The organism is Enterobacter sp. DC1, from assembly GCF_000568075.1.
GTDB lineage: Bacteria > Pseudomonadota > Gammaproteobacteria > Enterobacterales > Enterobacteriaceae > Enterobacter > Enterobacter asburiae.
The window spans coordinates 64,544-84,948 of the sequence record NZ_AZUA01000008.1 but is presented as its reverse complement, the minus strand read 5'-3'; the positions used below and the strand labels follow the sequence as shown (position 1 = coordinate 84,948).

The 20,405-nt window shown below is 59.3% G+C and carries 24 protein-coding genes; 22 read left to right on the top strand and 2 right to left on the bottom strand.

What is annotated here, in order from left to right; translation table 11 throughout:
* The first annotated feature begins 121 nt into the window (after window positions 1-121).
* On the top strand, window positions 122-715 hold the full coding sequence (gene yhgN, locus P346_RS03290) for an NAAT family transporter YhgN (protein ID WP_003861574.1): 594 nt from the start codon (window positions 122-124) through the stop codon (window positions 713-715).
* Window positions 716-857: 142 nt separating this feature from the next.
* Here yhgN and tusA read toward each other — a convergent pair whose 3' ends face one another.
* Complete coding sequence (gene tusA / locus P346_RS03295; protein WP_008503071.1) at window positions 858-1,100, bottom strand: sulfurtransferase TusA; 243 nt, start codon at window positions 1,098-1,100, stop codon at window positions 858-860.
* A 167-nt stretch (window positions 1,101-1,267) separates the two neighbouring features.
* Between tusA and P346_RS03300 the strand changes: the two genes are divergently transcribed.
* A complete protein-coding gene (locus P346_RS03300) occupies window positions 1,268-1,933 on the top strand; it encodes a 7-cyano-7-deazaguanine/7-aminomethyl-7-deazaguanine transporter (protein ID WP_032648297.1) in 666 nt (221 codons plus the stop codon).
* A gap of 72 nt (window positions 1,934-2,005) precedes the next feature.
* The gene (locus tag P346_RS03305; protein ID WP_023309515.1) at window positions 2,006-2,563 is read left to right on the top strand and encodes a DcrB family lipoprotein; all 558 of its coding nucleotides are present in this window, start codon (window positions 2,006-2,008) and stop codon (window positions 2,561-2,563) included.
* Window positions 2,564-2,567: 4 nt separating this feature from the next.
* Here P346_RS03305 and P346_RS03310 read toward each other — a convergent pair whose 3' ends face one another.
* The gene (locus tag P346_RS03310; protein WP_032662228.1) at window positions 2,568-3,785 is read right to left on the bottom strand and encodes an MFS transporter; all 1,218 of its coding nucleotides are present in this window, start codon (window positions 3,783-3,785) and stop codon (window positions 2,568-2,570) included.
* Between the two features lie 145 nt (window positions 3,786-3,930).
* Here P346_RS03310 and P346_RS03315 point away from each other — a divergent pair, with 145 nt between their 5' ends.
* The 19 genes from P346_RS03315 (at window position 3,931) to P346_RS03405 (ending at window position 20,405) form a co-directional block, all read left to right on the top strand.
* The gene (locus tag P346_RS03315; RefSeq protein ID WP_032662225.1) at window positions 3,931-4,980 is read left to right on the top strand and encodes an AI-2E family transporter; all 1,050 of its coding nucleotides are present in this window, start codon (window positions 3,931-3,933) and stop codon (window positions 4,978-4,980) included.
* A gap of 337 nt (window positions 4,981-5,317) precedes the next feature.
* Window positions 5,318-5,707 carry a hypothetical protein gene (locus P346_RS03320; protein WP_032662223.1) on the top strand — a complete coding sequence of 130 codons (390 nt, stop codon included), beginning with the start codon at window positions 5,318-5,320 and terminating at the stop codon, window positions 5,705-5,707.
* 69 nt (window positions 5,708-5,776) lie between these two features.
* The gene (locus tag P346_RS03325; protein ID WP_032662220.1) at window positions 5,777-6,841 is read left to right on the top strand and encodes a methyltransferase; all 1,065 of its coding nucleotides are present in this window, start codon (window positions 5,777-5,779) and stop codon (window positions 6,839-6,841) included.
* A 68-nt stretch (window positions 6,842-6,909) separates the two neighbouring features.
* Window positions 6,910-7,632: a beta-ketoacyl synthase chain length factor gene (locus P346_RS03330; protein WP_032662217.1), complete on the top strand. Its 723-nt coding sequence runs from the start codon at window positions 6,910-6,912 to the stop codon at window positions 7,630-7,632.
* The gene (locus P346_RS03335; protein WP_032662215.1) at window positions 7,629-8,444 is read left to right on the top strand and encodes a lysophospholipid acyltransferase family protein; all 816 of its coding nucleotides are present in this window, start codon (window positions 7,629-7,631) and stop codon (window positions 8,442-8,444) included. The genes P346_RS03330 and P346_RS03335 overlap by 4 nt, the downstream gene beginning before the upstream one ends.
* Window positions 8,425-8,682, top strand: coding sequence for a phosphopantetheine-binding protein (locus P346_RS03340; RefSeq protein WP_008503081.1), 258 nt, complete (start codon window positions 8,425-8,427; stop codon window positions 8,680-8,682). The genes P346_RS03335 and P346_RS03340 overlap by 20 nt, the downstream gene beginning before the upstream one ends.
* 10 nt (window positions 8,683-8,692) lie before the next feature.
* A complete protein-coding gene (locus P346_RS03345) occupies window positions 8,693-8,944 on the top strand; it encodes an acyl carrier protein (protein WP_032662212.1) in 252 nt (83 codons plus the stop codon).
* Window positions 8,945-8,998: 54 nt separating this feature from the next.
* Entirely contained in the window at window positions 8,999-9,538 is a 540-nt protein-coding gene (locus tag P346_RS03350; protein WP_208399516.1) for a hypothetical protein, read from the top strand.
* Complete coding sequence (locus P346_RS03355; RefSeq protein WP_032662208.1) at window positions 9,531-10,892, top strand: AMP-binding protein; 1,362 nt, start codon at window positions 9,531-9,533, stop codon at window positions 10,890-10,892. Before P346_RS03350 ends, P346_RS03355 begins: the two co-directional genes overlap by 8 nt.
* Window positions 10,879-11,232 (top strand): ApeI family dehydratase, encoded by a 354-nt coding sequence (locus P346_RS03360; RefSeq protein ID WP_032662205.1) that lies wholly within the window; start codon window positions 10,879-10,881, stop codon window positions 11,230-11,232. Before P346_RS03355 ends, P346_RS03360 begins: the two co-directional genes overlap by 14 nt.
* A complete protein-coding gene (locus P346_RS03365) occupies window positions 11,223-12,914 on the top strand; it encodes a glycosyltransferase family 2 protein (protein WP_032662203.1) in 1,692 nt (563 codons plus the stop codon). The genes P346_RS03360 and P346_RS03365 overlap by 10 nt, the downstream gene beginning before the upstream one ends.
* A gap of 3 nt (window positions 12,915-12,917) precedes the next feature.
* Window positions 12,918-13,340, top strand: coding sequence for an acyl-CoA thioesterase (locus tag P346_RS03370; protein ID WP_023309526.1), 423 nt, complete (start codon window positions 12,918-12,920; stop codon window positions 13,338-13,340).
* Window positions 13,337-13,942 (top strand): outer membrane lipoprotein carrier protein LolA, encoded by a 606-nt coding sequence (locus P346_RS03375; RefSeq protein ID WP_032662200.1) that lies wholly within the window; start codon window positions 13,337-13,339, stop codon window positions 13,940-13,942. The genes P346_RS03370 and P346_RS03375 overlap by 4 nt, the downstream gene beginning before the upstream one ends.
* Window positions 13,911-16,235: an MMPL family transporter gene (locus tag P346_RS03380; RefSeq protein ID WP_032662199.1), complete on the top strand. Its 2,325-nt coding sequence runs from the start codon at window positions 13,911-13,913 to the stop codon at window positions 16,233-16,235. Before P346_RS03375 ends, P346_RS03380 begins: the two co-directional genes overlap by 32 nt.
* On the top strand, window positions 16,232-16,810 hold the full coding sequence (locus P346_RS03385; protein WP_032662197.1) for a DUF3261 domain-containing protein: 579 nt from the start codon (window positions 16,232-16,234) through the stop codon (window positions 16,808-16,810). The genes P346_RS03380 and P346_RS03385 overlap by 4 nt, the downstream gene beginning before the upstream one ends.
* Before the next feature lies 1 nt (window position 16,811).
* Window positions 16,812-17,981: a beta-ketoacyl-[acyl-carrier-protein] synthase family protein gene (locus P346_RS03390; protein WP_032662196.1), complete on the top strand. Its 1,170-nt coding sequence runs from the start codon at window positions 16,812-16,814 to the stop codon at window positions 17,979-17,981.
* Complete coding sequence (locus P346_RS03395; protein WP_032662192.1) at window positions 17,978-18,451, top strand: ApeP family dehydratase; 474 nt, start codon at window positions 17,978-17,980, stop codon at window positions 18,449-18,451. The genes P346_RS03390 and P346_RS03395 overlap by 4 nt, the downstream gene beginning before the upstream one ends.
* Window positions 18,448-19,179, top strand: a complete 732-nt coding sequence (locus P346_RS03400; RefSeq protein WP_032662188.1) for a 3-ketoacyl-ACP reductase FabG2 — start codon at window positions 18,448-18,450, stop codon at window positions 19,177-19,179. Before P346_RS03395 ends, P346_RS03400 begins: the two co-directional genes overlap by 4 nt.
* On the top strand, window positions 19,176-20,405 hold the full coding sequence (locus P346_RS03405) for a beta-ketoacyl-ACP synthase (RefSeq protein ID WP_032662184.1): 1,230 nt from the start codon (window positions 19,176-19,178) through the stop codon (window positions 20,403-20,405). The genes P346_RS03400 and P346_RS03405 overlap by 4 nt, the downstream gene beginning before the upstream one ends.

Genomic DNA, 20,405 nt, shown 5'->3' with positions numbered 1-20,405 from the left:
TATGCTTCACATTACAAAATGCTGCCAAAGTCGCAAGCGAAATTAATCGATGATTGCCCGGCAATCAGAAAAAGCGCTAATCATCGGAATAACACTACTAAGTATCAGGGATAATTTAAAGATGAGTGAAATCATTTCCGCGGCGGTTTTATTGATCCTGATTATGGATCCACTGGGAAACCTGCCTATCTTCATGTCGGTGCTGAAGCACACCGAGCCGAAGCGCCGCCGGGCGATCATGATCCGCGAGCTGCTCATCGCCCTGCTGGTGATGTTTATCTTCCTGTTTGCCGGTGAAAAAATTCTCGCGTTCCTGAACCTGCGCGCCGAAACCGTGTCGATTTCCGGCGGGATTATTCTGTTCCTGATTGCCATTAAGATGATTTTCCCGAGCGCGGAAGGCAGCAGCAGCGGCCTGCCTGCGGGTGAAGAGCCGTTCATTGTGCCGCTGGCAATTCCACTCGTCGCCGGACCGACCATTCTGGCCACGCTGATGCTGCTGTCGCATCAGTATCCTAACCAGATGAGCCATCTGGTGATTGCCCTGCTGATCGCCTGGGGCGGGACGTTTATCATCCTGCTGCAGTCGTCGCTGTTCCTGCGCCTGCTGGGTGAGAAAGGGGTGAACGCGCTGGAACGCCTGATGGGGCTGATTCTGGTAATGATGGCGACGCAGATGTTCCTGGACGGGATCAGGGCGTGGATGAAAGGCTAGGTAAACGCAAAACGGCAATCAAAGATTGCCGTTTTTAGTGTTTGCTCCCTCTCCCCGTGGGAGAGGGCCGGGGTGAGGGCATCAGGCCGCAGAGGCTGTATTTTTGCCGGGTGGCGGCTTCGCCTTACCCGGCCTACAAAACTTAACCCTTACGAATCAAATACCGGTACGGCAGCGCTTCGGTCTGCTGTGCCACCAGCTCATGCTCCATAAAGGTACAAAAGCCTGGAATATCGCGGGTCGTGGCCGGGTCGTCGGCAATAATCAGCAGCGTTTCACCGGTCTGCATGTTGCGCACGGTTTTGCGTACCATCATTACCGGTTCCGGGCAGCGAAGGCCCTGGGCATCAAGAGTGTGGTCTGGGCTGGAAAACAGGTCGGTCATGGTCTTCTCGGTCTGGTAAAAACGGCTGTAGTTTACGCCCGGTTGCGATCAATGCAAACCAGGTTAACGATTGCGTAAAAACTAACCATTGCAATGTCCTGCCAAAGCAGTATCATGCTGCGGTTTTTATTGGGTTCCCTCACCCCAACGTATAAAAAGGTCACAATATGACGTCGTTTTCTGAATCACAGCGCGTAAAAGCGTTGTTCTGGCTTTCGCTTTTCCATTTGCTGGTGATCACCTCCAGCAACTATCTGGTGCAGCTCCCAATCTCCATCTTTGGTTTTCATACCACCTGGGGCGCGTTCAGCTTCCCGTTTATTTTCCTCGCGACGGATTTGACCGTGCGTATCTTTGGCGCACCGCTGGCTCGCCGCATTATTTTTTCGGTCATGCTCCCGGCGCTGTTCATCTCGTACGTGATTTCGTCTCTGTTTTATATGGGAAGCTGGCAGGGCTTTGAGGCGTTAACCCACTTCAACCTGTTTGTTGCCCGTATCGCCGCGGCAAGCTTTATGGCCTACGCGCTGGGGCAGATCCTCGACGTGCATGTGTTTAACCGCCTGCGTCAGAATCATCGCTGGTGGATGGCGCCAACCGCCTCCACGCTGTTCGGTAACGTGAGCGATACGCTGGCCTTCTTCTTCATCGCCTTCTGGCGCAGCCCGGATGCGTTCATGGCTGAACACTGGATGGAAATCGCGCTGGTGGACTACTGCTTCAAGGTGCTCATCAGCATTGTGTTCTTCCTGCCGATGTACGGCGTGCTGCTCAATATGCTGCTGAAAAGGCTGGCAGATAAATCTGAAATCACGGCATTGCAGGCTGGTTAAGGGTTCGCTTTATCAGTTGTGATAAGATGAGCGAATGAGCCGTTATGGCCGTTTATCGAAAGGAAGAAGTCAATGCGCAATCTGGTTAAATATGTCGGGATTGGCCTGCTGGTTGTGGGTCTTGCAGCCTGTGATAACAGCGACACGAAAACGCCTGCTCAGGGCGCATCCGCAGAGAGCAACGCGACCGGCCAGCCGGTGAATCTGATGGATGGCAAACTCAGTTTCTCTCTGCCAGCCGATATGACTGACCAGAGCGGCAAGCTGGGCACCCAGGCGAACAACATGCACGTTTACTCCGACGCAACCGGGCAGAAAGCGGTCATTGTGATTGTGGGCGACGACACCAGCGAAGACCTGGCCGTCCTGTCCAAACGTCTGGAAGATCAGCAGCGCGGCCGCGATCCTCAGCTGCAGGTCGTCACCAATAAATCCATCGAGCTGAAAGGCCACACGCTGCAACAGCTCGACAGCATCATCTCTGCAAAAGGCCAGACCGCATACTCTTCTGTGGTGCTGGGCAAGGTTGATAACAAACTGCTGACCCTGCAGATCACTCTGCCAGCAGAAGATCAGCAGAAAGCGCAGACGGCTGCTGAAAACATCATTAACACCATCGTGATCCAGTAACGCTTCACGACGATGACGTGGCCTCCGGTGCCTGCACCGGGGGCCATTTTTTTAGCCGCCACGTCAGCAGCAGCGCTATCACCACCAGCCCCGCCGCGGCAAGATAGATCACCGGAACCCCTGCCCAGGCCATCACCAGCCCCGCCAGCGGGCCGGTAATCCCTAAAGACATATCCATAAATACCGTATAGGTCGCCAGCGCCGCCCCCTGATTCTGCTGCGGCACGGCTTTTACCGCCACCACGCCCAGCGCCGGGAAGACCAGTGAAAAGCCTGCCCCCGCGAGGAACACGCCCACTTTCGCGACCCAGGGCACCATAGCTATTCCGGTCAGCAGCAGCCCGACAATCTCTATCGCAAAGCAGATCATCGCCACGTTCAGCCCGCCCAGACGGTTGATGCCGTTAGGAAAAAGCAGGCGCGCGCCAACAAACGCACAGCTGAACAGGGTTAACGCAAAGGCCGCGCCGTCCCAGCCTTTGGCGTCGTAGAACAGGGTAATGAAAGTCGCGATCACACCGAAGCCGGTGGTCGCCAGCGCCAGGGCCATGCCGTACGGCCAGACGCGCCCCAGCACCGCCCGAAACGGCAGCGGCTTGCCTTTGCTGGCCTTCACTTTCGGGCGCGGCAGCGCAAAGAGGATTGCCAGCAGCGCGACCGCCATAATGGTGATGGCCAGCCCATACAGCCCGCCAAGCGCATAGCAGGCCACGCCGAGCGGCGCCCCTAGCGCCATCGCACCGTAGGTGACAATCCCGTTCCAGGAGATCACCCGGCCAATGTGCGGCGCGCCTACCACCCCCACGCCCCACAGCGTTGAGCCGGTTCCCGCCAGACTTTGCCCGATGCCAAGAATGACGCGGCCCAGGCAGAGCAGCGCCAGGCTGACCAGCGGCCAGTGGCCGGTGGTGGCAGCAAGCAGGTAGCTCAGGCCACTGAGGAAACAGCCGCACAGTCCCACCACCACGATGCTTTTTGGTCCGAACGTGTCCGCGTAGCGCCCGGCATGCGGGCGGCTGAGGAGCGTGGCGAAATATTGCAGGCTTATCACCAGCCCCGCCCAGAAGGCGCTGAAGCCCATCACGTCATGGACATAGCCCGGCAGGACCGCCAGCGGCAGGCCGATGGTCAGATAGCTGGCAAAGTTGAAAATCACAACGGAAACGATGCGCAGATTGAGGCGCAGTCCGCTCAGTGCCGGTTCAGCGGCAGGTTCGGGCATGGGGTTTTACCTGGAATTTTTACAACAGTGTTTCACTATTACCACGGCGCAATAAGAAAATCAGCCCCGACTTTCAGATTAACGGTGCCAGACGAAGCGAAGCCCGGGCACTACACTTATCGGGTCATCATATTAAGGAACACGCATGATCGCTAACCCGTCCGACAAAGCTGGACTCCACATCTTATTAAAACTCGCCTGCCTGGTGGTTATCCTTGCGGGTATCCATGCTGCCGCTGACATTATTGTTCAGCTCCTGCTGGCGCTCTTTTTTGCCATCGTGCTTAATCCTCTGGTCACCTGGTTTTTACGTCGGGGCGTCAGCCGTCCGGTAGCTATCACCATCGTCGTCATCGTGATGCTGATTGGCCTGACGGCGCTCTTCGGCGTGCTGGCGGCATCGCTGAGCGAATTCTCCACTATGCTGCCGCAGTACAATAAAGAGCTGACGCGTAAGATTGTCGCGCTGCAGGAGATGGTCCCCTTCCTTAATCTGCATATCTCACCCGAACGGATGCTGCGCAGGATGGACTCCGAGAAGGTCATGACCTATGCCACCACCCTGATGACGGGGCTTTCCGGCGCGATGGCCAGCATTCTGCTGCTGGTCATGACCGTTGTGTTTATGCTGTTCGAAGTTCGCCACGTCCCCTACAAGCTGCGCTTTGCGCTGAACAATCCACAAATTCACATTGCCGGCTTACACCGGGCACTGAAGGGCGTCTCCAAATATCTGGCGCTGAAAACGCTCCTGAGCGTCTGGACCGGGGTGATTGTCTGGCTGGGGCTGATGCTGATGGACGTGCAGTTCGCGCTGATGTGGGGCGTGCTGGCCTTTCTGCTGAACTACGTGCCCAATATTGGCGCGGTGCTTTCCGCCGTACCGCCGATGATTCAGGCGTTTCTGTTTAACGGATTCTACGAATGCATGCTGGTCGGCGCGCTGTTCCTCGTGGTGCATATGGTGCTGGGCAATATTCTTGAGCCGCGCATGATGGGGCACCGGCTGGGCATGTCGACGCTGGTGGTATTTTTATCCTTACTGGTTTGGGGATGGCTGCTGGGCCCGGTCGGTATGCTGCTGTCGGTTCCTCTGACCAGCGTATGTAAAATCTGGATGGAGACCACCAAAGGCGGCAGCAAGCTGGCGATCCTGCTCGGGCCGGGGAGGCCGAAAAGCCGATTACCCGGGTAACGGACCTGCCTGTACAGGTAAGTTTAAACCGTCAGTAATACACCGTAAATTACCGCGTCCCTAATCCGTCGCGGTATTTTTATTTGCGTTAAGGCGATATTCTTTCTGTTTTTAATTACGCCACGCGCATTACGTTCAAACGCAATTCATGATTTAACGCAAATTATAAAAAATGAAATCCTTATTTCTTTTCCATGTTATTATTCCCACCTTCGCTTCAACGTAATGCAAACATTAATATTGATTAAAAATTACACCTGGCGCTAACAAAAAGCCGGATGAATATTATTTGTAAAAACTACTGCCTTTAATTGTTATTATTGATATGGAGTTGTTGATGAAAAAGATCGTTAAATGGTGTGCTGCTGCCGTATTCGTTGGCGCGCTGGCAGGCTGCGCGCGTACCGCGCCAATCGCTCAGGTTCACTCTATTGTAAGCACAGGCCATACTGCCGATCAGGTAAAAACGGCAATTTTGAAAGCAGGCCAAAAACGCGACTGGATCATGACGGAAACCGGCCCGGGAATGATTAAAGGGCGTCTGCAGTCACGCGATCACTCGGTCCAGGTGAGTATTCCGTACACGGCAACAAGCTATTCAATCAACTATGAAAACAGCCTTAACCTGAAAGCGGCAGACGGTAAAATCCACAAAAATTATAACCGCTGGGTGAATAACCTCGACCACGATATTCAGCTGAACCTCTCCGCAGGCGCAGCGCTGTAATATTTTTCTAAAGTCGGGCCGCGTATGGCCCGATAACCTCTCTTTATTGCCCTCAAAGGTTACGCAGTAATGTACGAAAAGGACACACTCAGCGCACTGGATGCCATTACCGAAGCGCAACGCATCGCCTTTGCTCCGATGTTATTCCAGACTGCGCTTTGTCTGCGTAACTCAGGCGTTCTCGCCTGGCTCGATAAACAAGGTAAAGAGGGGGCAAGCCTCGAGGAAATAACCGAACACAGCACGCTCGGCAGCTATGGCGTCAGCGTACTGCTGGATATGGGATTAAGCGGTCGAATCGTTACCCAACAGAATGGACGTTATTTCCTGGCGAAAGTGGGCCATTTTTTACTGCACGACGAAATGACCCGCGTAAATATGGATTTCACCCAGGACGTTTGTTATCAGGGGCTATTTCACCTGGCGGACGCCCTGCAGGAGGAAAAACCGGCCGGATTAGCCGTGTTTGGCAACTGGCCAACCATCTACCCGGCGTTATCCCAATTGCCTGCTCCGGCGAAAGAGAGCTGGTTCGCCTTCGATCATTACTATTCTGACGCCGCTTTTGACGCTGCTTTGCCATATATATTCGCAAGCTCGCCGACAAAATTGTACGATGTGGGCGGAAATACGGGTAAATGGTCGTTACGCTGCTGCCGCTATGACGAAAATGTTGCCGTGACGATCCTCGATCTGCCGCAGCAGATAGCGCTGGCGCAGGAAAACATCGCAAAAGCAGGTTTTTCTCATCGTATTGCATTCCATGCTGTCGATATGCTTAGCCCAGCAACATTGCCGGGTGACGCCGACGTCTGGTGGATGAGCCAGTTCCTGGATTGTTTCTCTCCGGATCAGATTGTCGCCATGCTGACGCGCGTCGCACAGGCCATGAAGCCAGGCGCACGTTTGTGCATCATGGAGCTTTTCTGGGATGCTCAGAAATTTGAAGCAGCCTCTTTCAGCCTGAATGCCACCTCGCTCTATTTCACCTGTATGGCGAATGGTAATAGCCGGTTTTACAGCGTAGAGAAGTTTTATCGCTATCTGGAGAGCGCAGGTTTCAGCGTTGAACAGCGGCTGGACAACCTTGGGGTCGGTCATACCCTGCTGATATGCACCAAACGTGAACAATAGAGCAGCTTAGCTGCCCGGGTGGCCAGGCCTGCCCTTTGAATACGGTTATTTGTCGCGGACGCGCGTAGATGAAATTTTCACTGAACATTATCGACTGGCAGGCAAGAGCGCCAGGACTCAGCGATGCCACAGAGTGGCAGGCGTGGTCGCGCCTGCAGCTAACCGTCGATCCAGCGGCCCCGCTTCCCCGCCTGACCGCTTTACCCATGATGACCGCGCGCCGCCTCAATTCCGGAAGTAAGCTGGCGGTGGATATTGGTCTTGTCATGCTGCAAAACCACGCTATTGATGCCGTCGTCTATGCCAGCCGCCACGGCGAGCTGGAGCGCAACGACCGTATTCTGCATGCTCTGGCGACCGGGCAGTCCGTTTCACCCACCGACTTCGCGATGTCCGTGCACAATTCCGCGGTCGGTAATCTCACGATCACCGCACGCCAGGCCATCGTCTCGTCATCCATTTCTGCCGGGCTGGACACCTTCCAGCAGGCCTTATGCGAAGTGCTGAGCCTGCTGCAGGCGGGCTATTCCCGCGTCCTGCTGGTCGATTTTGACGGCGCGCTGCCGGAATTTTACCATCCGGCGCTACCGCCGCAGATGCCCACCTGGCCGTACGCGCTGGCGCTGGTGATTGAATCCGGCAACGAAATGCAGTGTGAAACCCGCAGCGGCAGCACGGGTGAAGAACCCGCCCTGCCGCAAAGCCTGATGTTCCTGCAGCGCTATCTCAGCGAGGAACGTCAGTTTGTGGTGCCCGGCGAACGTTTGCTGTGGCAATGGACGCGCGCATGAACCGCCTTGCTGCCCGTATCAACTGGTTATGGCGCCTGGCGATGACCGGCTTCTGCTTCGCGCTGTTTGGCGTGGGCGGGCTGCTGCTGTCGCTGGTCTGGTTCAACCTGCTGCTGATCGTCCAGCGCGACCGCGCCAGCCGTCGTCGCCTGGCGCGTCGCAGCATTGCGGCCAGCTTCCGCTTCTTCCTGACCGTGGCGCGCGGCCTCGGAGTACTGGACTATCGCATTCACAATCTTGACGCGCTGCGAAGCGATCGGGGTTGTCTGGTGGTGGCAAACCACCCCACGTTAATAGACTACGTGATTCTGGCGTCGGTGATGCCCGAAACCGACTGCCTGGTGAAAAGCGCGCTGCTGCGCAATCCCTTTGTCAGCGGCGTCATCCGCGCGGCGGATTACCTGATTAACAGCGAAGCCGAGCCTCTGCTCGCGGCCAGCCAGCAGCGTCTGGCTCAGGGCGACACGCTGTTAATCTTCCCGGAAGGCACGCGTACCCGGTTTGGGGAGGCTATCTCCCTCCAGCGCGGCGCGGCAAATATCGCCGTGCGCTGTAACAGCGATCTGCGGGTGGTGCTGATCCACTGTAGCGAACACCTGCTGGATAAAAAAAGCCGCTGGTATGATGTACCGCCAGAAAAACCTGTTTTCACCGTGGATGTCCGCGACCGCGTGAACATCGACGAATTTTACGATGCAAATGAACAAGAACCGGCGCTGGCGGCAAGGCAGTTAAACCGGCATCTGCAGCATCGATTAACATCAGGCCTTCAATCTTTGTCAGGAATTAATGATGCAAGCGCTTTATCTTGAAATTAAGAATCTCATTATCACTACGCTGAATCTGGACGAGCTTACCGCAGAGGATATTGATACCGACGCCGCGCTGTTTGGCGATGGGCTGGGTCTGGACTCCATTGACGCGCTGGAACTGGGTCTGGCCGTGAAAAACCAGTATGGCGTGGTGCTTTCTGCTGAAAGCGAAGAGATGCGCCAGCACTTCTTTTCCGTCGCCACGCTGGCGTCCTTTATCAACGCTCAACGCGCCTGAGATGTGAACGATGACTGAACAAGAAAACATATACCAGGAAGTCTGCGGCCTTCTGACCAAGCTCTTTGAAATCGACCCGCAGGACATTACGCCCGAAGCCCGTCTTTACGAAGACCTGGAGCTGGACAGCATTGACGCGGTGGACATGATTGTTCATCTGCAGAAGAAAACGGGCAAGAAAATCAAGCCGGAAACCTTCAAGTCGGTTCGTACCGTTCAGGATGTGGTAGACGCCGTCGAACAGCTTCTGCGCGAAGAGTAAGACGGCGTGCGTGGTGGACGGACGTTCCCGCTCATCCCACTGCTGACGGGGCTGATGCTGCTGGCGTGGCCCTTCCTGATTGGATTTGGGCTAACCCACAACAGCCTGCAGTGGCTGTTGCCGGTGATGGCGCTGGTGTTGCTGCTGCGGCTGCGCCAGGCGCGGCGTAACGCTGGCCCGATGCGGTATGTGGTGCAGTGCGTGGCGCTCGCGGGCATTGCGCTCTGCGCGGCAAGCTACCTGCTGAAAACCCACCAGTGGCTGCTGTTCTACCCGGTGGTCGTCAACCTGGTGATGCTGGCCGTGTTCGGCGGTTCACTGTGGACCGCGATGCCGCTGGTCGAGCGGCTGGCGCGCCTGCGCGAGCCAGATCTGCCCCCGGAGGGCGTGCGCTATACCCGCAAGGTGACCGTCGTCTGGTGCGGCTTTTTCATCGGAAACGGCGCGATGGCGCTGTTCACCGTGCTCCACGGCGATATGCATCTGTGGACGCTGTGGAACGGTATGGTCGCTTATATCCTGATGGGAACGCTGATGGCGACCGAGTGGCTGGTGCGCCAGCGGGTGATTAAAAAAGAGATGCACAATGACTAACCCCCTTCCGCTGGGCCAGTGGTTAAATGCGCCCCGCCCTGACGACATGCCCGTTGCCTGGCTTGACGATCGCACCTGGACGCTGGGCCAGCTGCGCCACGACGTGACCTTGCTGGTCGACACCCTGCGTCAGCAGGAAGGCGAGCGCTGGGCGCTGTGCTTTGAAAACAGCTACCTGTTTATCGTTGCGCTGCTGGCCTCGCTGCATGCCGGTAAAACGCCGGTCATCCCCGGCCATAGCCGCGTCTCGCAGCTTGAAGAACAGCAGTCGTTGTTTAGCGGCGTTCTGAGCGATCGGACTCTCGATTTCCATGGCAAGCTGATCGTGGTGGCCTCCAGCCATCAGACGGCTAGCCGCTGGGCGCCCCTGCCGGAGATTGACGAAAGCCGCTTCGTTGAACTGTTCACCTCCGGCTCCACGGGTACACCGCGCCGGGTGATTAAGCACATCGTCAGCCTGGATCGCGAAGCCCGTCTGCTGGCTGACCGCTTCGGCAATCGTCTGGCCGGCTGTAGCATTGTCGCTTCGGTCGTACCGCAACATCTGTACGGCCTGACATTCCGCATCGTATTGCCGATGGCGCTGGGCCTGCCGCTGCATGCCGCGATGCTCTACTACGCAGAGCAGCTGGCCGCCCTTCCTCATGACCGGCATTACCTGTTCATCAGCAGCCCGGCGTTCCTGAAGCGCCTGGATACGGAGCTGCCCGCGCCGCCCGTCAGAATGCTGATTTCAGCAGGCGGAATGCTGCCCTGGTGTGACGTCGCCACCACCGCGGGCTGGCTTAACATCTGCCCGGATGAAATTTATGGCAGCACCGAAACCGGGATCCTCGCCTGGCGCCATCGCCAGCAGGATAACGTGCCGTGGCTCGCGTTCCCCGGCGTTATCTTCCATCAGGAAGATGAAGCCTGTCGCGTCACGTCGCCACTGATCCACGAGGCTGAAGGACTCCAGCTGGACGATATCCTCCACTTCGACAGCGAGGGGCTGTTCAGCATCGCCGGTCGTCGCGGGCGGGTGGTCAAAATTGAAGAAAAGCGCATCTCGCTTAACGAGATCGAACGTCGCCTGCTGGAGCTCGACGGCATTTGCGAAGCGGCTGTACTGCCTGTCACGCGCGGAGGCCGTCAGGGGATTGGCGCACTGCTGGTCCTGGACGAAGCGGTTCGCCAGCGCGGGTATATGCAGGATAAAAAAGCGCAGGAATTTGCCTGGCGTCGCGCCCTGCTGCCGTGGCTTGAGCCGGTCGCCGTTCCGCGCTACTGGCGCATTGTCGATGAAATGCCGGTAAACAGTATGAACAAGCGTGTCTATGCGCAGTTAGAGGAGTTATTTCATGAAAATTCATGAAATTGAGCGCCACCAGACACAGCCGGAGAAGCTGGAAATCATTTTGCATCTCGACGCGGCTCTGTTCTGGTTTCATGGCCATTTTGCCGTACAGCCGCTGCTGCCCGGCGTTGCGCAGCTTGACTGGGTGATGCACTACGCCACGACGTTACTGGCGCCGGGCTACCGTTTTCACAGCATTCAAAACGTGAAGTTCCAGGCGCCTCTGCTGCCGGAAACCACGGTGACGCTGGTGCTTGAGTGGCATGCCGAACGTCAGATGCTGACCTTCAGCTACCAGCGTCACGCCGGGGCGGAACGCCATACCGCCAGCAGCGGAAAAATCCGTCTATGTCAGTGATCTTTCGCCCCTGCGTGCTGATCCCGTGCTACAACCACGGCGCCATGATCGCCCGCGTGATGTCGCGTCTCGCGCCGTTCGGCCTGCCGTGCCTGGTGGTGGATGACGGCAGCGAAGCGAGCACCCGTCAGGAGCTCGAACGCCTGGCGGCAGAACAGCCGCAGATGACGCTGATCCGTCTGGCGCAAAACGCCGGGAAAGGTGCCGCGGTCATCAGGGGGCTGGAGGCGTGCGCGCGCGCGGGCTATACCCACGCCGTGCAGGTGGACGCGGACGGTCAACACGCCATCGAAGATATTCCCAAACTGCTGGCGCTGGCGGAGCGCCACCCGGACGCGCTGATTTCCGGCCAGCCCATTTACGATGATTCCATTCCACGCTCGCGGCTCTACGGACGCTGGGTAACCCACGTCTGGGTGTGGATTGAGACCTTATCCCTGCAGCTTAAAGACAGCATGTGCGGCTTTCGGGTCTACCCGGTCGCGCCCACGCTGCGGCTGGCAGCGCGTGAAACGCTCGGCAAACGGATGGACTTTGACACCGAAGTGATGGTCCGTCTCTACTGGCAGGGCAACACCAGCGTCTTTCTGCCCACCCGCGTCACCTATCCGCAGGACGGGTTATCCCACTTCGACGCGTTAAAAGATAACGTGCGGATCTCCCTGATGCATACCCGGCTGTTCTTCGGCATGCTGCCCCGCATGCCCGGCCTGCTTTTCCGTCGACGCCGCCAGCACTGGGCGCAGCAGGACGAGGTCAAGGGACTGCGGGGCATGCGCCTGATGCTGCGCGTCTGGAAGCTGATGGGGCGCCGGGCCTTTACCGTCCTGCTGTGGCCAACGATCGGCGTGTACTGGCTTATCGCGCGTCCGGCGCGGCAGGCCTCGCGGCAGTGGATTGGAAGGGTGAAGCACGAGCTGCGTCAGCGGAACATGCCCGTTCCCCCGCGGCTCAACAGCTTTTTCCATTTCATGCGCTTCGGCAACGCGATGCTGGATAAAGTCGCCAGCTGGCGCGGTGAGCTGAAGTTTGATCGCGACGTGGTCTTTGCCCCCGGCGCGAGCGAAGCGCTAGATATCGCGGCGCCGCAGGGCAAGCTCCTGCTCGCCTCGCACCTTGGCGACGTAGAGGCCTGCCGGGCGCTGGCCCAGCTGGACGGCAGCAAAACTATCACCGCCCTGGTCTTCAGCGAGAACGCCCAGCGCTTTAAGCAGATAATGAGCGAAATGGCGCCCCAGGCGGGCGTGAATTTGATGTCGGTTACCGACATCGGCCCGGACACCGCCATCGCCATCAAAGAGAAGCTTGAGCGCGGAGAGTGGGTCGCGATTGTGGGCGATCGCATCGCGGTGAATCCGCAGCGTGGCAGCGAGTGGCGGGTGATCTGGAGCCCGTTCATGGGCCAGCCTGCGCCGTTCCCACAGGGGCCGTTTATCCTGGCCTCTATCCTGCGCTGCCCGGTGGTGCTGATTTTTGCCCTGCACCAGCGGGGGAAGCTCGTCCTGCACTGCGAACCGTTTGCCGACCCGCTGCGCCTGCCGCGCGGTGAACGCCAGCAGGCGCTGCAGGAGACCGTCGATCGCTACGCGCAGCGGCTGGAGCATTACGCCCTCATGTCGCCGCTCGACTGGTTTAATTTTTTCGATTTCTGGCATCTGCCAGAGTCCAGAGAGAAGGAGTAAAGGGTGCTGACCGATCCCCGCTTTACGACTGAAGTCGAGATCACCGTTCCGTTCCACGACGTCGATATGATGGGCGTGGTCTGGCACGGTAACTATTTCCGCTACTTTGAGATCGCCCGCGAGGCGCTGCTCAATCAGTTTGACTATGGCTATCGCCAGATGAAGGCCTCCGGCTACGTCTGGCCCGTCGTCGATACCCGGGTGAAATACCGCGATGCGGTGACCTTTGAGCAGCGTATTCGCGTCCGCGCGCACGTTGAAGAGTATGAAAACCGTCTGCGCATTGCCTATCAAATTTTCGATGCGCAGACCGGCAAACGCACCACGACCGGTTACACCATCCAGGTAGCGGTAGAAGAAGCTACCCGCGAAATGTGCTTTGTGAGCCCGGCAATACTGTTTGAACGAATGGGAGTGACGCCATGAAATGGTTGCCTTTGCTGGCGCTGATCGTCAGCCCGCTGGTCAGCGCCGTGACGCTGGATGAACTGCAGCAGCGCTTCACCGAGCAGCCTGTCGTGCGCGCGCACTTCGAACAGGTTCGCACGATAAAAGATATGCCGCAGCCGCTGCGCTCGCAGGGCGAGATGCTGATCGCCCGCGACAGCGGCCTGCTGTGGGATCAAAAAGCGCCGTTTCCGATGACTCTCCTGCTGGACGACAAGCGGATGGTGCAGGCGATTAACGGCCAGCCGCCGCAGACCGTCACCGCCGACAATAATCCGCAGATGTTCCAGTTCAACCATCTTCTGCGGGCCCTGTTCCAGGCCGACCGCAAGGTGCTTGAAGAGAACTTCCGCATCGATTTTAAAGACCTGGGCGCGGGCCGCTGGTCGCTGGTGCTCACGCCCAAAACGACGCCGCTGGACAAGATTTTCGCCACCCTCGAGCTGGGCGGCGCGACCTATCTGGAGACGATTCGCCTCAACGACAAACAGGGCGACCGTACCGATATCGCCCTTTCACGCCACCAACTGACGCCCGCCAGCCTGACCGATGACGAACGCCAACGCTTTGCCGCACCGTAAATCCCTGCGCCCGGCGCTGCTGTGGGCCACGCTATGCCTCATTCTGCTGGGCGTACTGCTGTCGCTGCTGCCCGGCGCGCGTCTGAACAGCAGCGTGCTGGCCATGCTGCCGAAACAGACGCTGGGGGCGATCCCGCCAGCGCTCAACGACGGATTTATGCAGCGTCTTGACCGCCAGCTGGTCTGGATGGTCAGCCCCGGCAAAGAGCCCGATCCGCGCGTGGCGCAGCAGTGGCTGGCGCTGCTGCAAAGCAGCGATTCGCTCAGCGAGGTCAAAGGCCCGATGGACGCCGCCGGGCAAAAGGCCTGGGGAGAATTCTTCTGGCAGCACCGGAATGGCCTGATCGATCCCGCCACCCGCGCCCGCCTGCAAAACGGCGGAGAAGCGCAGGCGCAGTGGATTTTATCTCAGCTCTATTCGGCCTTTTCCGGCGTCAGCGGCAAAGAGCTGCAAAACGATCCCCTGATGCTGATTCGCGGCTCCCAGCTCGCGCTGGCGCAAAACGGCCAGAAGCTGCGGCTGATGGACGGCTGGCTGGTCACACAAGATGAGGCGGGAAACTACTGGTATCTGCTTCACGGCGAGCTGAAGGGCTCGTCATTTGATATGCAGCAGACCCACCGGCTGGTGACGACGCTTAACGCGCTGCAGGAGACGCTAAAAGCCCGTTTCCCGCAGGCGCAGCTGCTCTCACGCGGAACCGTGTTCTACAGCGATTACGCCAGCCAGCAGGCCAAACGCGACGTCTCGACGCTGGGCATCGCCACCCTGCTTGGCGTGTTCCTGCTCATCGTGGCGGTGTTCCGCTCTCTGCGCCCGCTGCTGCTGAGCGTGCTCTCCATTGCCATCGGCGCGCTGGCGGGCACGGTGGTGACGCTGCTGCTCTTTGGCGAACTGCACCTGATGACGCTGGTGATGAGCATGAGCATCATCGGTATTTCAGCCGACTACACGCTCTACTACCTGACCGAACGGATGGTGCACGGCGCGGAGCACTCCCCCTGGCAAAGCCTGGCCAAAGTACGCAATGCGCTGCTGCTGGCGCTGCTGACGACCGTTGCCGCCTACCTGATTATGATGCTGGCCCCCTTCCCCGGGATCCGCCAGATGGCGGTGTTCGCCGCCGTGGGGCTGAGCGCCTCCTGCCTGACGGTGATTTTCTGGCATCCGTGGCTGTGCCGGGGCTTACCGGTGCGCCCGGTTCCGCTGATGGTTATCATGCTGCGCTGGCTGGCCGCCTGGCGACGCAATAAAAAATTGTCCGTTGGCCTGCCCGTCGCGCTGGCGCTGCTTTCCGCCGTGGGGATGAGCACCCTGATGGTGGACGACGACATCACCCAGCTGCAGGCCCTGCCGAAGGATATTCTGGCGCAGGAGAAGGCCATTACCGCCCTGACCGGACAGAGCGTCGATCAGAAATGGTTTGTGGTGCATGGCGCCTCGCCTCAGCAAACGCTGGAGCGACTGGAAGCCTTTACCCCGGCGCTGGCCGAGGCGCAAAAAGCCGGGGAGATCGCCCGCTGGCGCACCCTGCCGCTGAACTCGCTGGCCCGCCAGAAAAGCGATCTTACGCTGCTGCAGAACGCCGCGCCTGCGGTAACAAACGTGCTGAAAAGCGCCGGGCTCAACGCCGTATCCCCGAATCTCGACGCCATGCCGGTCAGCGTGGACGCGTGGCTTAAAAGCCCGGCCAGCGAAGGCTGGCGTCTTCTCTGGCTGACCCTGCCCGACGGGGAAAGCGGCGTGCTGGTGCCGGTGGACGGCGCGAAAAACAGCGCGTACCTCGGTGAACTGGCCGCGCGCCATGACGGCGTCGTCTGGGTCGATCGCAAAGCCAGCTTTGACAGCCTGTTTGCACTCTATCGCACGCTGCTGACGGGGCTACTGTTTGCCGCGCTGGCGGTGATTGCCTGCGGGGCGATGCTGCGCCTCGGCTGGCGTAAAGGGCTGATAAGCCTGGTGCCGTCCGTGCTGTCACTGAGCTGCGGCCTGGCGGTGCTGGCCGCAACGGGCCATCCGGTGAATCTGTTCTCACTGCTGGCGCTGGTACTGGTGCTCGGCATTGGCATTAACTACACGCTGTTTTTCAGCAACCCGCGCGGTACGCCGCTGACCTCAATGCTGGCGATTACGCTGGCCATGATGACCACGCTGCTGACGCTCGGCATGCTCGTCTTCAGCGCCACCCAGGCCATCAGCAGCTTTGGCATCGTGCTGGTGAGCGGTATTTTTACCGCCTTCCTGCTGGCTCCGCTGGCGATGCCGGATAAGAAAGAGAGAAAACGTAAATGAACGCTTTATACCGCGCCGCCGCGCTGGCCGCGGCGCTGCTGCTGGCAGGCTGCAGCCATTCGACCGATACCAAAGAGACGCGGCCTCAGGCCTGGCTCCAGCCGGGCACCAGAGTTACGCTGCCGCCGCCCGGCATCAGCCCGGCGGTAAGCTCCCAGCAGCTGCTGACCGGCAGCTTTAACGGACAAACGCAGTCTCTGCTGGTGATGCTCAACGCGGATGCGCATAAGGTCACGCTGGCCGGGCTCTCTTCCGTGGGCATTCGCCTGTTCCTGGCAACGTACGATGAGACCGGTATTCATACCGAGCAGTCGATCGTCGTGCCGCAGCTGCCGCCCGCCAGCCAGGTGCTGGCCGACGTGATGCTCAGCCACTGGCCGATTAGCGCCTGGCAGCCGCAGTTGCCGAAGGGCTGGACGTTAACGGACAATGGCGATCGACGCGAGCTTCGTAACGCCAGCGGCAAGCTGGTGACGGAGATTGTCTACCTGCAGCGCAAAGGCAAGCGCGAGCCGATCAGCATCGAGCAGCACGTGTTCAAATACCACATCACCATTCAATATCTGGGTGACTGAGATGATTTATATATCCGCTGTTGGCATGGTCAACGCGCTGGGCAACTCGCCTGACGAGATTGCCGCAAACCTGACGGCTGGCGTGGCGCCGGGGATGCACGCCCGGACCGGCTGGCTGCAGGGTTCACCCGAAGCCGTACTGGGCGGCGTGGAAGGCGAGCTGCCGCCCATCCCGGACGCCTTCTCCGCACACCGCACCCGCAATAACCAGCTGCTGCTGGCCGCGCTGGCGCAGATTCAGCCCGCCGTTGACGAGGCCATCGCCCGCGTCGGTCGCGACCGCGTGGCCGTGGTGCTGGGGACCAGCACCTCCGGGCTGGATGAGGGCGATGAGCACGTGCGCCGCATGACCCATGGCGAAGCGAGCACGCGCTGGCAGTATCCGCAGCAGGAGCTGGGCGATCCGTCCCGCTTCCTCGCCAACTGGCTTCAGCTCGAAGGCCCGGCCTATACGATCTCCACGGCCTGCTCTTCCAGCGCGCGGGCGATGATCGGCGGCAAACGTCTGATTGAAGCCGGGCTGGTGGACATCGCCATTGTCGGCGGGGCCGATACCCTGAGCCGGATGCCCGTCAACGGCTTTAACAGCCTTGAATCCTTCTCCCCTACGCTCTGCGAGCCGTTTGGTCGCGACCGCCGGGGGATCACCATTGGTGAAGCCGCCGCGCTGATGGTATTGAGCCGGGAGCCCGCCGACGTGGCGCTGCTCGGAACGGGCGAATCCAGCGATGCGTACCATATTTCCGCTCCGCATCCGCAGGGCGAAGGGGCGATCAGGGCTATCGCGCAGGCGCTTAACGAAGCGGGTATGCAGCCGCAGGATATCGGCTACATCAACCTGCACGGCACGGCCACGCCGCTCAACGATCAGATTGAATCGCAGGTGGTTCACGATCTCTTCGGGGAAGGCGTGCCGTGCAGCTCAACCAAACACCTTACCGGCCATACGCTGGGCGCCGCCGGTATTACCGAAGCGGCCCTGAGCTGGCTGATCCTGACGCGCGATCTGCCGTTGCCGCCGCAGGACTTCGCTCGCTACGCACCGGACGACACGCTGGCGCCGTGCGGCCTGCTGCACCACCGCACCGCTCTGAAAAAACCGGTCATTTTGTCTAACTCGTTCGCGTTTGGCGGCAATAACGCCAGCATCCTGCTGGGGAGAGCCTCATGAGCTACTTATCACCCGAAGCCTATCTGCCGCACGAGGCGCCAATGATGCTGCTGGGGTCCGTTGAGTGCGTCACGGTCGACACGGCGGTCTGCCGCGTGGCCGTCAACGGGCAAAGCGCGCTGGCGCCGTTTCTCAATGCCGATGGCGACCTGCCGGGCTGGTACGCGCTTGAGCTGATGGCGCAGACCGTCGGCGTCTGGTCAGGCTGGAATCGCCAGCAGCAGGGGCAGGATCATATCGCGCTGGGCATGGTGCTCGGCGCGCGCGAGCTGGTTTGCGCCAGCGGGCATTTCGCCGCAGGCCTGACGCTGGACATCACCGTTAAGCTGCTGATGCAGGACGAACGCTTCGGCAGTTTTGAATGCGCGATTTCCGCGAATGAAGAAACGCTGGCCACGGGCCGGGTCAACACCTTCCAGCCGAGCGCAGAAGAATTAACATCGCTTTTTAATCAGGGATCTAACGCATGAGTCGTTCCGTACTGGTCACAGGGGCCAGCAAAGGCATAGGGCGCGCCATCGCCCGCCAGCTTGCCGCCGACGGGTTTACCGTAGGCGTGCATTACCATCGTGATGCCGCAGGCGCGCAGGAGACGCTGGACGCCATCACGCAGGCGGGTGGCAACGGTCGTTTACTCGCCTTTGATGTGGGCAACCGCGAACAGTGCCGCGAGGTGCTGGAGCAGGAGATTGAAGCCCATGGCGCATGGTATGGCGTGGTCAGCAACGCCGGAATTACGCGCGACGGCGCCTTTCCGGCGCTGAGCGAAGACGACTGGGACAGCGTGATCCACACCAATCTCGACAGTTTTTATAACGTCATTCACCCCTGCATTATGCCGATGATTGGCACCCGTAAAGGGGGGCGCATTATCACCTTATCGTCCGTGTCCGGCGTGATGGGCAACCGCGGACAGGTCAACTACAGCGCGGCCAAAGCGGGCATTATCGGCGCCACCAAAGCGCTGGCGATTGAGCTGGCAAAACGCAAAATCACCGTCAACTGCATTGCCCCGGGCCTGATTGATACCGGCATGATTGAGATGGAAGAAGCCGCGCTGAAGGAAGCGATGTCCATCATCCCAATGAAACGTATGGGCCAGGCTGAGGAGGTCGCCGGGCTGGCAAGCTATTTGATGTCGGATATTGCGGGCTACGTTACCCGGCAGGTCATTTCCATTAACGGAGGCATGCTATGACGCGTCGCGTGGTGATTACGGGCATGGGCGGCGTGACCGCCTTTGGCGAAAGCTGGCAATCCGTTTCCAGCAGGCTGCTGGCGTATGAAAACGCGGTGCGTAAAATGCCGGAATGGCAGGTGTATGATGGCTTGCATACCCTCCTGGGCGCGCCGATCGATGATTTCACGCTGCCGGAACACTATACCCGCAAGCGTATTCGCGCCATGGGCCGGGTGTCGCTGATGTCGACCCGCGCCACCGAGCTGGCGCTGGAGCAGGCGGGACTGATTGGCGAAGCGGTGCTCACCAGCGGTCAAACCGGTATCGCCTACGGTTCTTCGACTGGCAGTACCGGGCCCGTCAGCGAATTCGCGACCATGCTCACCGAAAAGCACACCAATAACATCACCGGAACAACCTACGTCCAGATGATGCCGCACACTACGGCGGTGAATACCGGCCTGTTCTTTGGACTACGTGGCCGCGTCATCCCGACCTCAAGCGCCTGTACCTCCGGCAGCCAGGCGATTGGCTACGCCTGGGAGGCCATTCGCCACGGCTATCAGACCGTCATGGTCGCGGGGGGCGCTGAGGAGCTGTGTCCGTCTGAAGCGGCGGTATTTGATACGCTGTTCGCCACCAGCCAGCGCAATGACGCGCCTAAACACACCCCGTCGCCATTTGATACGCAGCGCGATGGTCTGGTGATTGGGGAAGGTGCGGGTACCCTGATACTCGAAGAGCTGGAGCACGCCAAAGCGCGCGGGGCCACGATCTACGGTGAAATCGTGGGCTTTGCCACTAACTGTGACGCGGCCCATATCACCCAGCCTCAGCGTGAAACCATGCAGATTTGCATGGAGCAGTCGCTGGCCATGGCGGGATTAAGCGCCAGGGATATGGGGTATATCTCCGCGCACGGTACCGCCACCGATCGCGGCGATATCGCTGAAAGCCTGGCCACCGCCGCTATCTATGGTGACAGCGTGCCGGTGTCCTCGCTGAAGAGCTATTTTGGCCATACGCTGGGTGCCTGCGGCGCGCTGGAAGCGTGGATGAGCCTGCAGATGATGCGTGAAGGCTGGTTTGCCCCGACGCTCAATTTAACGCAGCCGGATGAGCAATGCGGTGCTTTAGATTATATTATGGGAGAAGCCCGTCAGATTGACTGCGAGTATCTGCAGAGCAATAACTTCGCGTTTGGCGGCATCAACACCTCGATTATCATTAAACGCTGGGCGTAA